Source organism: Gordonia sp. JH63, from assembly GCF_009856645.1.
Taxonomy (GTDB): domain Bacteria; phylum Actinomycetota; class Actinomycetes; order Mycobacteriales; family Mycobacteriaceae; genus Gordonia; species Gordonia hongkongensis.
Genome location: NZ_CP047235.1, coordinates 2990742 through 3004431 on the forward strand (window position 1 = coordinate 2990742; position 13690 = coordinate 3004431).

Here is a 13690-nt window from a genome sequence, read left to right on the forward strand (position 1 = left end):
TGACAGCAGACGCAACACAGCCGTCGGGGATGGCCCTCGGTTACGCACGCGACTCCCCCGGTGCCCACGCGCTCGCGCCCCAGATCGACGCGCTCACCGATGCCGGGGTGGACCCCGCGCGGATCTACACCGATGCGACCGATCGCTCCGCGCCCGCGGGTCAGCGGCCCGGGATGGCCGCCCTCCTCGACTACGCGCGAGCCGGCGACACCACGGTGGTCGTCGGCATCGACCGCCTCGGCCGGAACGTTCGCGAGGTCATGGAGGTCGCGAACCAGATGGCCGGGCGCCGCATCGGACTGCGCTCGCTCCGCGAGGGAATCGACACCGCCGACCCGGCCGGAGCGATGATCGTCGCGGTGCTGGCGTCGCTGGCCGAACTCGACGACGACGCGCCGAGACGGTCGGACCGTTCCACGCCGAGAACCCTGCGTGGGTCCACGTCGGCGATCGGCCGGCCGCGGGCGCTCGATGCCGATCAGGTGGTGCGCGCCGAACAGATGCGCGCGCAGGGGGTTTCCGTACCCAGGATCGCGCAAGAGCTCGGGGTGAGCCGCGCGACCCTGTATCGCACCCTGGCCGAGAGGCGTTCGGTCCGTTGAAGAATCCCGACTCCGACCTCCCCGAACTCGACATCGTCAGCGAGTACGGCGTCGTCACGCGCCTGCCCACCTCGTTCCCGATCTTCGACGCCGAACTCGACGAGCACCTCGATCCGGACCTGTTCCAGCAAGGTTTCGTCGATGCCGCGGCCGATCTCGGTGCGCTTCCCGCGCCGTGGGCGCGACAACTGGCGTCGTCGACGCTCGCGTGTCCGCCGGACCCCGACGACGAGGAACCGAGCTACACACGCGGCTATCGCGCCGCCCTCTACGGACACCTCCGGCACGCCGGAAAGTAAGCGCCGCAAAGGGTCTCGGCAACGAAGCCCGGAAGGTCGGACTTGCCGCATTCGAACCGCCGCCCCGGCAACGGATCTCGTGCGCTGACGTACTGGTCGTTGGCGAATCGTGATCACCTGGTGACGTCAACGCCCCTCGCGACATGCACGCTCGGTGCGACCATGGACCGAGTCGGGGATGCGGTTCGCGAACGCGGGCCGGGCGCAATGCCGCACGGGGGCAGGCGCCGCATGTCGGGCGGGTCAAGTCGGCGGGCCGCACTTTCGGACACTGCTAGGTGGTCGCGCCATGACCCGATCGACGAACATCAACAGCCGTGCGCCGGGTGGAGACGACCCCACCGCACGCGAACTGGAAGCCCTGCGAACGGAATTGGACGGGATCGACGACCGTCTGCTCGAAGACGTGCGGGCCCGGATCGAGGTCTGCACACGCATCGCGGAACTCAAACGACGGCACGCCATCCCGGTGATGCAGCCGCGCCGGGTCGGCGCTGTACACGAACACGCCCACCGGTTCGCCATCGATCACGATCTGTCCACCGATTTCCTGCATGCCCTCTACGACCTCATGATCTCGGAGACCTGTCGGGTCGAGGATCTGATCGTCGGGACCGAGACGTCGCAGCGAGCGGGGCCGGATCGTGACCCCGCCCGACACCCGTCCGCCGTCGCGAGCGCGGACTGAGGTGGACCCGGTGCGCACACTGCTGATCGACAACTACGACTCGTTCACGTACAACCTGTACGCGTTGTTGACCCAGGTCAACCGCCGGGAGCCGGTCGTCGTCGCCAACGATGTGCCCTGGACGTCGGTGGACCTGACAGCTTTCGACAACGTCGTGGTCTCCCCCGGCCCGGGCCGTCCGGACTACCCCCGCGACTTCGGGATCAGCGCACGGGCGCTGACCGACAGCGGACTACCCGTGCTCGGGGTGTGCCTGGGCCACCAGGGCCTGTGCCATGTGTTCGGCAGCCCGGTGGTACGGGCCCCCGAACCGCGGCACGGACGACTCAGCGCCGTCCACCACGACGGCCGCGGCTTGTTCGCGGGACTGCCCTCCCCGTTCCGGGCGGTCAGGTATCACTCGCTGGCGGTGGTGGATGTCCCCGACGAGTTGGAGGAGCAGGCGTGGTCCGACGACGGCGTCCTGATGGCGGTGCGCCACCGGGTGTTGCCGATGTGGGGGGTGCAGTTCCATCCGGAGTCGATCTGCAGCGAGTACGGCCGGGAGCTGTTGGCCAACTTCGCGGCGGCCACACGGGTGCGAGCGCACCGCGGGGTCTCGGTCGGGGCGAGTCGGGCGTCGGCGACGACGGAGCGCCCGGCCAGTGAGGCGTCGACGAGTGAATCGGCGGGGAGTGAACCGACGGGGAATCGGCACGAGGAATACCGGGTCCGATCGGTTCGGGTGGACCACGTGGTGGACCCGAACAGCGTCTATGAACGACTGTTCGCCGGTGGCCCGAACAGCTATTGGCTCGACCGGTCGGCGGCCGAGGAGACCGACGGTCGCTACTCCGTCATGGGAGACTGCTCGGGCCCCCACGCCGAGTATGTGACCTACCGGGTCCCGGAAATGACTGTGCGAGTCGAACATTCGGACGGTACAGCGGAGGAGGTCCGCAGCACCTTCTTCGACTACCTCGACGCCCAGCTGCGGGCGCGTGCGGTGGCTGCGCAACCTGAGCTGCCGTTCGCGTTCTGTCTGGGGTACGTCGGCTATCTCGGCTACGAGCTCAAAGCGGACACCGGCGGCCAGCTGGCGCATGCCTCCGAGCAGGCCGACGCGGCGCTCGTGTTCGCCGACCGCGCGGTGGTGATCGACCACGGACACGGGTGTGCGTATGTGCTCGCACTAGAAGCAGTCGAGAGCCCGGATCCCGATGTCGCGACGTGGTTGGACGAGACGGCGTCGACCATTCGGGAGATGCGAACCGCCACACCCGCTCCGGCGACGACTCCCCCGCTGGTCCCGGCGCCCCACGAGGTGCCGATCGTGTTCCGCCACAACCGCCAGACGTACCTGAGGCTCATCGAGGACTGTCTGGCGGAGATCCGGTCCGGGGAGTCGTACGAGGTGTGTCTGACGAACTCGGCGACCGTGCACCGCAGCCTCGACCCCGTGTCCGGGTATTCGTGTCTGCGGGAGATCAGCCCGATGCCCTACAACGCCCTGCTGCAGTTCGCCGGGATGTCGGTGCTCAGCGCGTCGCCGGAACGGTTCTTGAAGATCGGTGCCGACGGGACGGTCGAGTCGAAGCCGATCAAGGGGACACGGCCGCGGTCGGCCGATCCCACCGAGGACCACCACTTGCGATCCGCGCTACGGGCGAGCGAGAAGGACCGGTCGGAGAACCTGATGATCGTGGACCTCGTCCGCAACGACCTGTCGCGTGTCTGCGTCCCGGGGTCGGTGCATGTGCCGTCACTGTTCGACATCGAGACCTACGCACCCGTGCATCAAATGGTGTCGACCGTGCGGGGGACGCTGCGGAACGGGGTGTCGGCGGTCGACTGTGTGCGGGCGGCCTTTCCCGGCGGTTCGATGACCGGCGCACCGAAGATCCGCACGATGGAGATCATCGACAAACTCGAGGCGGGTCCGCGGGGCGTGTACTCGGGGGCGATCGGCTTCTTCTCGCTCACCGGAACCGCTGACCTGTCGATCGTGATCCGCACGATGGTGGCGACCGGTTCCGAGGTGACCTTCGGCGTCGGCGGTGCGATCGTCGCGCTGTCGCATCCGGACGAGGAGTTCGAGGAGACGATGGTCAAGGCCCTGACCATGCGACGCTGCCTGTCCGTCGCCGAGGAGAGCGACTCGTGACCGAATCGGCCGGCCCCGGTGCGCGGTCGGTGGTCGTGGCCGGCGGAGCAGGGGCGGTGGGATCCATGTTCGCGGACCGGTGGCGCAGCGGCGGCGACCTCGTACACATCCTGGACGCCACCTCCGGCGACGACATCCGTGCCCCCGGCCCAGAGGCGACCGCGCGGGTGCGCGCGGCGGACATCGTGGTCCTCGCGGTGCCGGAGAATGTCGCCGTCGCCTCGCTGGGGACGGTGCGATCACTGATGCGCCCGACCGCGATGCTGGTGGAGACGCTGTCGGTGAAGACCCGGTTCGCGGCGGCCGTCGGCGGACTGGACGAGAGCCGTTGCGCCACAACGGGCCCGGCCGTCGGCGTGAACCCGATGTTCGCCCCGTCCCTCGGTCTGCCCGGCCGCGCGATTGCGGTGGTCGTCCATCGCGACGGACCCGGCGTGGACCGCCTGATCGACGACCTGGCGAGGTGGGGCGCTCGCGTGCAGGTCACCACCGCCGATCGGCACGACCGCCTGTGCGCCGCGGTGCAGGCCCTCACCCATGCGACCATCCTGTCGTTCGGGGTCGCGCTCGCCGATCTCGGCGTCGAGGCCGACGAGGCGGCGACACTGGCCACCCCGCCGTTCATGACGATGTCGGCGATGCTGGCGCGCGTCGCCGGTGGGACACCGGAGGTGTACCGGGACGTGCAGTCGTCGAACCCGTGCGCGTCGACGGCCCGGGATGCGTTGGCGCGTGCGGTGTCCCGGGTCTCCGCCACCTGCGACAGCGACACCGACGAGTTCACGGCGCTGCTCGCCCGGGCCGGAGCGCCGCTGGGCGATCGCGGCAGCGAGTATGCCGGGCTGTGCGCGCAACTGTTCGCCGGGTTGGCGTCGTGACCGGCACGCTGCCCGACCACGACGCCGCCGACCCGGTGGAGACGGCGGTGATCCGTGGGCTGGTGCGCAGCTGGTCGCGGCGGGCCACGGTGCGCCGCACCGAGCCCGAACTCGACGGCCCGACCATGGACGATCTCTACGACGACGATTGCGTCGACTATCCCGAGACACTGCTCCCCTTCGCCGGACATCCGGGATGGAACGGGCTCGACGAGGACCGCCGGTCCCGGGTCCGGGCGTGGGGGTGGATCGCATACAACAAGAACGTCGTCGACATCGAACAAGACGTGGTCACACCCGGTTTCGGCTTGCTGTTCCGGGATGCCTTCGGCACTGGGTTCTCCGACGCCGGGAGGGCGGCGGTCGTCCAGTCGATGGTCGACGAGGAGTACCACACGCTGATGCATCTGAACGCTTCCGCGCTGACCCGCCGCCGGCGTGCCTGGACGCTCCCGGATGCCACACTGCCCGAGTCGTTGATGGTGCGCCGCCATCGGGCTGCGCTCGCACGTGCGGAGTCGGCACGAGCCGCGGCGCTCACGACCCTGGCATACGCGACGGTCGCCGAGACCTCCATCGGGGACTACCTCACGTTGATCGCCGAGGATCGGACGATCCAACCGGTTCACCAAGCCACCGTCGCCCTGCATCGCCGCGACGAGCGCGCGCACGGCTCGGTCGCCGGCGAGATGATCGCGATGGTCCACGACCGGCTCGGCCCGGACGACCGGCTCGTCCTGGCGCATGCGCTGCGCGACGGCGTCGACGCGTTCACGGCGACCGACAGCGCCGCCTGGTCGGCCATCCTCGCCGCCGAGCGGATCCCGGACGGCGCCACGATGCTGCGCGAGTCCGCAGAGGATCCCGATAGACGACGAGTCCTGCAGGATTGCAGTGCGGTCGACCGGCTACTCGCCCGGTTCGGCGCCCTGGGTTGACCTGCGCCGGTGATCGTCGGGTGGACGGCTACGGTGGTGACCGTGAACGAGCCCGACAGCCCGCGAGTGGCGACACCGGCCGACGCGGCGACCATGGCCGAACTGCTCGACGCCTTCAACCGCGAGTACGGCGAACCGTCTCCCGGACCGGCCGCCCTGGCCGATCGACTGACCGATTTACTCTCGCGCAGTTCGACTTTCGCGATCGTGGCCGGCGACCCGATCACCTCGCTGGGCCTGGTGACCATCCGGACAAACGTCTGGGTCGACGGCGGCATCGCCCTGCTCGACGAGATGTACACCACGCCCGCCCAACGCAGCCGCGGACTCGGTGGTGCCGTCCTCACCGCCGCGGTTGCCGAGGCGGCGCGACGGGGCGCCGGGGAATTCGAGATCGAGGTCGACGAACCCGACGTCGACGCGCACCGCTTCTATGCCCGGCACGAATTCCCGCTGCGCGACCCCGAGACCGGCGATCGGGCGTTCGTTCTCCGCAAGGAGCTGACCGCTCCGTAATCCGATGGAATCCCGCCCGTGCCAGTAAGGTACGGGCGTGGTTCAGCTGACAGTGGGAAGCCATCGCGACAACGCGACGACCGACGTCCTCCTCACCGCGGAGAAGTTCAATCGGCACACCTTCTGGTGCGGCCAGAGCGGCTCCGGGAAGACCTACGCGCTCGGGGTGGTTCTCGAACAGCTGCTGCTCCGGACCCGACTCCCGTTGCTGATCCTCGATCCGAACGCGGATTTCACCCGGTTGCCCGAGACACGGGGTACCGCGGACCCCGCCGCCGCGGATGCGATCGCGGCATCCGACATCCGGGTCCTGCATTCGACGCGACGTGACGGACCGCAATTGCGGACGCGATTCCTGACCCTGCCCCTGGCCGCGAAGGCCGCGGTCCTGCAGCTGGATCCGATCGCCGACGCCGACGAGTACAACGTCCTGCTGCACGCCGACGCCACACTCACCGAAACATCGGACCAGACCACCTACCTCGACGCGCTACGCAGTTCCGCCGACCCCGGACATCAGCGGCTGGCCAAGCGTATCGAGAATCTGCAGGTCCTCGACTGGGCACTCTGGGCGCGGGGTGACCTCGCGGCGACCGACGTCATCGACGAGCGACCCCAGGCGACCGTGCTCGACCTGGGTGGGTTCGCCCACCCAGCGGAACCGAAGGTCGCCGCCCTCAGTGTGCTCGAACACCTCTGGGCCCACCGCGACGAGCGGCGCCCGATACTCATCGTGATCGACGAGGCCCACAACATCTGCCCACCGCAGGCCACCAGCGCGGTCGAGCAGGCGCTGATCGACCGGGTCGTGCAGATCGCCGCCGAGGGCCGCAAATTCGGCCTCTGGCTGCTGCTGTCAACCCAGCGGCCGACCAAGATCCACCCCAATGTCCTGTCCCAGTGCGACAACCTGTGCCTGATGCGGATGAACGCCCCACGCGATCTCGCCGAGCTGGCCGACACCTTCGGCTTCGTACCCGAACACCTCCTGGCGGAGTCGCCCGGGTTCCGCCAGGGTGAGGCACTCCTCGCCGGTGGGTTCATCACCGCGCCCACGTACACGCAGATGGGTGCCCGGATCACCGAGGAAGGCGGCGCCGACGTCGCGGTGCCGCTGGTCGTGTGAGCGGTCGATGGTTCCGAGAACAAAACCCCGGTGAGCGACGCTCACCGGGGTTTTCTGTCGGGCTGACAGGATTTGAACCTGCGACCACTTGACCCCCAGTCAAGTGCGCTACCAAACTGCGCCACAGCCCGTTGCTCCCTGGAGAAGCGGAGCGATGTAAAGCCTAGCCGACGAGCACGGTTCCGAACCAATCGCCTGGTCAGGCCTCATTTCGGGCCGGTGGCCAGATGTAGTGCGTCGTTGCTTCTGCCGCCACGAAGCGCTACATCTGACACCGGCTGCTAGACGGTCGAACGCTTCTTGAAGAAGATCCACCCGGCGGTCACCAGAACGGCACCCACGAGGGAGCCGATGATGCCACTCGGGCGGAGCTCGAGGCCGTCGCCCGAGAGCAGGCTGATGAGCAGTCCGCCGACGAAGGAGCCGACGATGCCGGCCACCAGGGCGAGACCCCAGTCGACGGTGCGCAGGTTCTTGCCGCCGAGGAGGATCTGCGCCAGGGCGCCGATGACCATGCCGAAAACGATGATTGCCAGGATGAGCACGAGACGCAGTATCTCACAGCAGGTGTCGTGCGCCACCGGCACGCGACACATCCACCGGAGATGGGCAGGTCCGCCACCTGCGCGGTGGCGGACCTGCCCAACGGTGGTGGAGTCGCCGGACGGTGATCAGCGTTTGCGGCGCTGCTCCCGCTTGTCGCGGACGCGGACGTTGATCCGGACGGGCGAACCGTCGAAGTTGAATTCCTCGCGCAAGCGCCGCTCCAGGAACCGGCGATAGCCCGCCTCGAGGAAGCCGGTGGTGAACAGCACGAAGGTCGGCGGCCGCACCGAGGCCTGGGTCGCGAACATCACGCGCGGCTGCCGGCCACCGCGCAGCGGCGGCGGATTGGCGGCGATGACGTCCTTGAGCCAGTTGTTCAGCGGGCCGGTCGAGATGCGCTTGTCCCATGAGTCGAGCGCGGATTCCAGTGCGGGGACCAACTTCTGGACGGCCCGGCCGGTCGACGCCGAGATGTTCACCCGACGCGCCCATGGCACGCGGGCCAGCTCGCGGTCGATCTCCTTGTCCAGCTGGTACCGGCGGTCCTCGTCGACGAGATCCCATTTGTTGAACGCGATCACGAGGGCGCGGCCGCTCTCGATGATGAGCGACAGCACCCGCAGATCCTGTTCGGTGATCGGTTCCGACGCGTCGATCAGCAGGATGGCCACCTCGGCCGCGTCGAGCGCCGACCGCGTCCGCAACGACGCGTAGTACTCGTGGCCGCTCGCGGTCCGCACCTTGCGGCGCAGACCGGCGGTGTCGACGAAGTTCCAGGTCTTGCCGCCCAGTTCGACGAGTTCGTCGACCGGATCCACGGTTGTCCCGGCGACATTGTCGACCACCGACCGCTCGGTGCCGGTGAGCTTGTTCAGCAGCGAACTCTTGCCGACGTTCGGCTTGCCCACCAGGGCGACGCGACGCGGGCCACCGAGAGTCGGTGCCTCCCGCGGGGTCTCGGGCAGCTTGTCCAGGATGATGTCGAGCAGATCACCGGCGCCGCGGCCGTGTGCGGCCGACACCGGATACGGCTCACCGAGTCCCAGCGACCACAGCGATGCGGTGTCGGACTCGAGTCGCTCGCTGTCGACCTTGTTGGCACACAGGATGACCGGGGTCTTCGAGCGTCGCAGGACCCGTGCGACAGCCTCGTCGGTCGCGGTCGCGCCGACCGTGGCGTCGACGACGACGACGATCGCGTCGGCGGTGCGCATCGCCAGCTCGGCCTGCGCGGCGACGGCCTGCTGCAGGCCCTTCGCGTCGGGTTCCCAACCACCGGTGTCGACGACGGTGAACCGCCGGCCCGACCACGACGCCGCGTACGACACCCGGTCCCGGGTGACGCCGGGGATGTCCTCGACCACGGCTTCACGACGCCCCAGGATGCGGTTGACGAGCGTCGACTTGCCGACGTTCGGCCGCCCGACGATCGCGACCACCGGCATGTGTTCGACACCGGACGCGTCGTCGGCTCCCCCGACATCGGTCAGTTGCCAGTCGGATTCGTCCGACCAGGTGCCGTCGCCGGGTAGCGCCGCGAGGTCGTTCGAGTAGTCGTCACTCACCGTTCCACTGCTCCGATCCGGGTCGCGACGAGGCCGCTCAGTTCCGCGAGCACCTCGTCGAGGGTCTTGTCGCTGGTGTCGACGACGGTCGCGTCGTCGGCCGCGCGCAACGGCGAGACCTTGCGTGTCGAGTCGAGATGGTCGCGGCGGTTCACGCTCGCCAGCACCGCGTCGTAGTCGCTGTCGCGACCGCCGGCGAGATTCTGCTTGTGCCGGCGCTCGGCCCGCGCCTCGGGTGTCGCGGTGAGGAAGATCTTGACGTCGGCGTCGGGGAACACCACGGTCCCGATGTCGCGCCCCTCCACGACCACGAACCGGCCCTGCGCATTCTGCTGTTGCAGCGCAACCAGTTTGGTGCGCACCTCGGGTACCGCCGAGACCGCGGAGACGGCGCTGGTGACGTGGTCGGTGCGGATCGGCCCGGAGACGTCGCGCCCGTCGAGGAAGACCTTGGCGCCGTCCCCATCGGGGACCAACTCGATGGCGACGTCGGCGACCACGCGGGCGATTCCGGCCGGATCATCCAGCGCGACACCGGCATCGAGAACGGCGAGGGTCACCGCGCGGTACATCGCGCCGGTGTCGAGATAACTGGCGCCGACCTCGGCCGCCAGGAGCTTGGACACCGAGGACTTGCCCGTACCGGCCGGACCGTCGATCGCCACGACATGCGTGGTCCCGCCGGCGGACTCCGAAGCTCCGTCGCTCACAGGCCGACCGCCTTGTACAACCCACCGACCTCGTCGTTGCCCAGAACACGCAGACTGCCCGGGCGCTGTTCGCCGAGTGCCACCGAACCGACGTGTGTGCGAACCAGTTTGACGACCGGGAAGCCGACCTCGTCCATCATGCGCCGCACCACGCGGTTGCGACCCTCGTGGAGGGTGATCCGTACCAGCGACTGGCCTTCGTGGACCTCGATCACGGTGAACTTGTCGACCGTCACCGGGCCGTCGTCGAGTTCGACGCCCTCGCGCATGCGACGTCCGATCCCGCGGGGCACCTCGCCCTTGAGCGTGGCGAGGTAGGTCTTGGGCACCTCGAACGACGGGTGCATCAACCGGTGCGCGAGTTCACCGTCGTTGGTCAGCAGCAGCAGACCCTCGGTGTCGGCGTCGAGGCGGCCGACGTGGAACAGGCGCTGACCGGCCATGACCCGCTCGGCGACCACATCACCGACGCAGGGACGGCCCTGGTCGTCGGACATCGTCGACTGCCAGCCCTTGGGTTTGTTGAAGGCGAGGTACTGGCGGGTCTCGTCCATGATCACGCGGGCACCGTCGACGCGGATGATCGCGGTGTCCGGGTCGATGCGCAGCCCCTGCTCGGTGACGATCTCCCCGTCGACCTCGACACGACCCGCCGCGATCAGTTCCTCGGCGCCGCGGCGCGAGGCCACCCCCGCCTGGGCGAGCACCTTCTGCAGGCGGACGCCGTCTTCGACGTAGTTGGCGCCGGCACCCTCGCCGTGCTCAGGCGTCTGGTGCCGCGCCGGTCGGGCGTTGTTCAGCCGGATCCGGCCCACTTCGGCGTTCGGCTTCGACGACCCCTTGCGGTGGGTCTTCTTGGTTCGCGGCTGTTGTGCGGGCGCGCCCTTGCGGCGTTTTCCCGGTGAGCCATCTCGGCCAGCGGATGCCATGTTCTCTCAGTCCTGTGAGTCGGTGGTGGTGCCACCGTCGATGATCAGTTCATTCGAGTCTGACGGTTGGGTGGACAGTTTGGCGAATCGGGGATCCGAGAGCAGCTCCTCGTCGAGGTCGTCGATCAGGTCGACGTCCGGCAGCAGGGGCGCCAGATCGGGCAGTTCCGACAGTGACGCCAGCCCGAGCCGTTCCAGGAAGAGTTCGGTGGTGGCATAGGTCGTCGCGTTCGTGGTCGGTTCGCTGCCGACCTCGTTGATCAGTCCGCGAGCGACGAGGGTGCGGATCACGCCGTCGACGTTGACGCCGCGGATGGCGCTCACCCGTGCCCGGGTGACCGGTTGCCGGTAGGCGATGACCGCCAGCGTCTCGAGCGCCGCCCGCGTGAGCTTCGACCGCGCGCCGTCGAGCAGCAGCCGCTCCACGTAGGGGGCGTACTCCGCCCGGGTGTAGTAACGCCAGCCGTCGCCGGCGAAGCGCAGATCGATGCCGCTGCCCGACGCCGTGAGCTCCGACGACATGGCGTTGAGTGTCTCCCGGACCCGCGTGCGGTCCTGGTCGACGGCGTTCGCGAGTTCTTCGGTGGTGACCGGGGTGTCCACGACGAGCAGCACCGCCTCCAGGGCGGAACGGAGTCGCGCGTCGTCGAGGTACTCCCCTTCGCCCTGCAGAGTGGTCTGCTCGGGTTCGGCCGGTCCCGGGTCCTCTCCCTCGGCTACGCCGGTCGGGTCGTGGTGGTCGACCTCAGGAGCGTGATCAGTCATCCGTAGTCCTCTGCCTTGTCGATGCGCAGGTCGTCGGCACCGCGCTCCCCCGTCCACATCACCGCGAGATCGCCGAGTGCCTCGGGTTGTTCGAAGGTGATGGCCTGCTCCCGGAACAACTCGAGCAGGCCGAGGAAGCTACCGACGATCTCCAGCACGTTCTCGCAGTCCGCGGTCAGCTCGCCGAAGGTCAGCCATGTGCCCGGTACCGCACTGAGGAGAGATGCCATCCGACGTGCCTGGCCCGGAACCGACACCTTCTGGACGTCGTGCAGATGGTCGAGGCCGACGGTGGGCACCGGACGCGGCGTCAGCCCCGCCGCGGCGACCTGCGCGAAGCCGTTGGCGTCGACACCGAGGGTGACCTCCGGCAGCAGATCCTCGAAGCGCTTCTCGAGCGACACCGCGCGTGGGTAGCGCTGCAGGGCGGCGGCCTCGAGTTCGCCGAACAGGGCGGCGACCTGCTTGTAGGCGCGGTACTGCAGCAACCGCGCGAACAACAGGTCCCGGGCTTCGAGGAGTGCGAGGTCCTCCGGATCATCGACCTCGCCGGAGGGCAGCAGGCGAGCCGCCTTGAGATCCAGCAGCGTCGCCGCGACGACGAGGAATTCGGTCGTCTGGTCGAGCCCCATCTCCGGGCCGAGTGCGCGGGTGTAGGCGATGAAGTCGTCGGTCACCTCGTGCAGCGCCACCTCGGTCACATCGAGGCGGTGCTGCGAGATCAGGTTCAGCAGCAGGTCGAACGGACCCTCGAAGTTGCGCAGCTTGACCCGGAAACCGGACTCCTCGGCACCGACCTCGGACGACGCTTCCGCCGCGCTCGAAGCATCTTCGGGCACAACCGAATCGGACGCGCCGGGTTCGGATACGGCGGTTTCGGACACGGCGGGTTCGGGGACTGCCTGGTCGGTGCCGGTCGTCATGCGGGCGTGACGTTGCGGGCGATCACCTCGCGTGCGAGCGCCCGGTACGCCTTCGCGCCGGCCGACCGCGGCGCCCACGATGTGATCGGTTCCCCGGCGACGCTGGTCTCCGGGAACCGGACGGTGCGGGCGATGACGGTGTCGTAGACCGCGTCGCCGAACACCTCGACGACGCGGGCCATCACCTCACGGGAGTGCAGTGTGCGGGCGTCGAACATGGTGACCAGGATGCCGCCGAGGTCCAGGCGCGGGTTGAGCCGGTCGCGCACCTTGTTGATCGTGTCGGTGAGCAGAGCCAGCCCGCGCAGGCTGAAGTACTCGCACTCCATCGGGATGAGCACGGTGTCGGCGCAGGCCAGCGCGTTGACAGTGAGCAGACCCAGCGACGGCTGGCAGTCGATGAGGACGACGTCGTAGCGGTCGAGCACGGGATGCAGTGCCCGGCCGAGCGACTGCTCGCGACCCACCTCGGTCACCAGCTGGATCTCCGCGGCCGACAGGTCGATGTTGCTGGGCAGCAGGTCGAGACCGTCGACGCGGGTCCGCATCAGGACCTCGTCGGTGGCCACCTGCGGCGGTACGAGGAGGTTGTAGACGGTCTGTTCCAGCTCGTGATGCGGCACACCGAGTCCCGCGGACAGCGCACCCTGCGGGTCGAGGTCGACGAGCAGGACCCGACGACCGTATTCGGCAAGCGCAGCACCGAGATTGATGGTCGACGTCGTCTTGCCGACGCCGCCCTTCTGATTGCAGACCGCGATCACCGTGGCGGGTCCGTGACGGTCCAGCGGAGCGGGCTCGGGTACGTCGCGATACGGCCGCCCGGTGGGGCCGATCTCGTCGGCATCGTGCTCGGCCTCGTCGGTGTCGTTTCCGGGCGACACCTGGATGCTGTACTGATCTCCCGGACGGGCGCCAGACCCTCCCGGACGGGCGCCAGACAGGGGTGCGCTCGGAGTGGTCACGTGTCCGCCGCTCCCTTCGCTGTTCGATGCCGCTTCTCGGTAGTTCAGTTGTCCGTCCACGGCCGAGCCTCGTATCAGCCTAGGACATCTCCCCGGT

General features: G+C 68.8%; 15 protein-coding genes and 1 tRNA gene. 8 read left to right on the plus strand and 8 right to left on the minus strand.

The features are described 5' to 3' along the window. Window positions 1–29 precede the first annotated feature (29 nt). The 8 genes from GR168_RS13450 to GR168_RS13485 all read left to right on the plus strand — a co-directional run bounded on the left by GR168_RS13450 (window position 30) and on the right by GR168_RS13485 (window position 7190). Window positions 30–602 carry a recombinase family protein gene (locus GR168_RS13450; RefSeq protein WP_065629821.1) on the plus strand — a complete coding sequence of 191 codons (573 nt, stop codon included), beginning with the start codon at window positions 30–32 and terminating at the stop codon, window positions 600–602. Next, window positions 599–901 carry a hypothetical protein gene (locus GR168_RS13455; protein ID WP_159370958.1) on the plus strand — a complete coding sequence of 101 codons (303 nt, stop codon included), beginning with the start codon at window positions 599–601 and terminating at the stop codon, window positions 899–901. Before GR168_RS13450 ends, GR168_RS13455 begins: the two co-directional genes overlap by 4 nt. Window positions 902–1190: 289 nt before the next feature. Further along, window positions 1191–1589, plus strand: a complete 399-nt coding sequence (locus tag GR168_RS13460; protein ID WP_065629819.1) for a chorismate mutase family protein — start codon at window positions 1191–1193, stop codon at window positions 1587–1589. 1 nt (window position 1590) lies between these two features. Beyond that, complete coding sequence (gene pabB / locus GR168_RS13465) at window positions 1591–3732, plus strand: aminodeoxychorismate synthase component I (RefSeq protein ID WP_159370959.1); 2142 nt, start codon at window positions 1591–1593, stop codon at window positions 3730–3732. Next, entirely contained in the window at window positions 3729–4610 is an 882-nt protein-coding gene (locus GR168_RS13470) for a prephenate dehydrogenase dimerization domain-containing protein (protein ID WP_137810035.1), read from the plus strand. Before pabB ends, GR168_RS13470 begins: the two co-directional genes overlap by 4 nt. Then, window positions 4607–5548, plus strand: a complete 942-nt coding sequence (locus GR168_RS13475; protein WP_068972169.1) for a diiron oxygenase — start codon at window positions 4607–4609, stop codon at window positions 5546–5548. The genes GR168_RS13470 and GR168_RS13475 overlap by 4 nt, the downstream gene beginning before the upstream one ends. A gap of 42 nt (window positions 5549–5590) precedes the next feature. Then, window positions 5591–6064, plus strand: a complete 474-nt coding sequence (locus tag GR168_RS13480; protein ID WP_083229477.1) for a GNAT family N-acetyltransferase — start codon at window positions 5591–5593, stop codon at window positions 6062–6064. 37 nt (window positions 6065–6101) lie between these two features. Continuing rightward, window positions 6102–7190 carry an ATP-binding protein gene (locus GR168_RS13485; protein ID WP_068972167.1) on the plus strand — a complete coding sequence of 363 codons (1089 nt, stop codon included), beginning with the start codon at window positions 6102–6104 and terminating at the stop codon, window positions 7188–7190. Between the two features lie 57 nt (window positions 7191–7247). Here GR168_RS13485 and GR168_RS13490 read toward each other — a convergent pair. The 8 genes from GR168_RS13490 to GR168_RS13525 all read right to left on the minus strand — a co-directional run bounded on the left by GR168_RS13490 (window position 7248) and on the right by GR168_RS13525 (window position 13572). Beyond that, window positions 7248–7321: transfer RNA gene (locus GR168_RS13490), tRNA-Pro, on the minus strand. Between the two features lie 150 nt (window positions 7322–7471). Continuing rightward, window positions 7472–7735, minus strand: coding sequence for a GlsB/YeaQ/YmgE family stress response membrane protein (locus tag GR168_RS13495; RefSeq protein WP_065629874.1), 264 nt, complete (start codon window positions 7733–7735; stop codon window positions 7472–7474). 126 nt (window positions 7736–7861) lie between these two features. Next, a complete protein-coding gene (der, locus tag GR168_RS13500; RefSeq protein WP_058253160.1) occupies window positions 7862–9301 on the minus strand; it encodes a ribosome biogenesis GTPase Der in 1440 nt (479 codons plus the stop codon). Continuing rightward, the gene (cmk, locus tag GR168_RS13505) at window positions 9298–10011 is read right to left on the minus strand and encodes a (d)CMP kinase (RefSeq protein ID WP_058253159.1); all 714 of its coding nucleotides are present in this window, start codon (window positions 10009–10011) and stop codon (window positions 9298–9300) included. The genes der and cmk overlap by 4 nt, the downstream gene beginning before the upstream one ends. Next, the gene (locus GR168_RS13510; protein WP_058253158.1) at window positions 10008–10940 is read right to left on the minus strand and encodes a pseudouridine synthase; all 933 of its coding nucleotides are present in this window, start codon (window positions 10938–10940) and stop codon (window positions 10008–10010) included. The genes cmk and GR168_RS13510 overlap by 4 nt, the downstream gene beginning before the upstream one ends. A 6-nt stretch (window positions 10941–10946) precedes the next feature. Next, entirely contained in the window at window positions 10947–11705 is a 759-nt protein-coding gene (gene scpB / locus GR168_RS13515; RefSeq protein ID WP_065629800.1) for an SMC-Scp complex subunit ScpB, read from the minus strand. Next, on the minus strand, window positions 11702–12628 hold the full coding sequence (locus tag GR168_RS13520) for a segregation/condensation protein A (protein ID WP_083207271.1): 927 nt from the start codon (window positions 12626–12628) through the stop codon (window positions 11702–11704). The genes scpB and GR168_RS13520 overlap by 4 nt, the downstream gene beginning before the upstream one ends. Next, window positions 12625–13572 carry a ParA family protein gene (locus tag GR168_RS13525; protein ID WP_065629872.1) on the minus strand — a complete coding sequence of 316 codons (948 nt, stop codon included), beginning with the start codon at window positions 13570–13572 and terminating at the stop codon, window positions 12625–12627. Before GR168_RS13525 ends, GR168_RS13520 begins: the two co-directional genes overlap by 4 nt. Window positions 13573–13690: the final 118 nt, after the last annotated feature.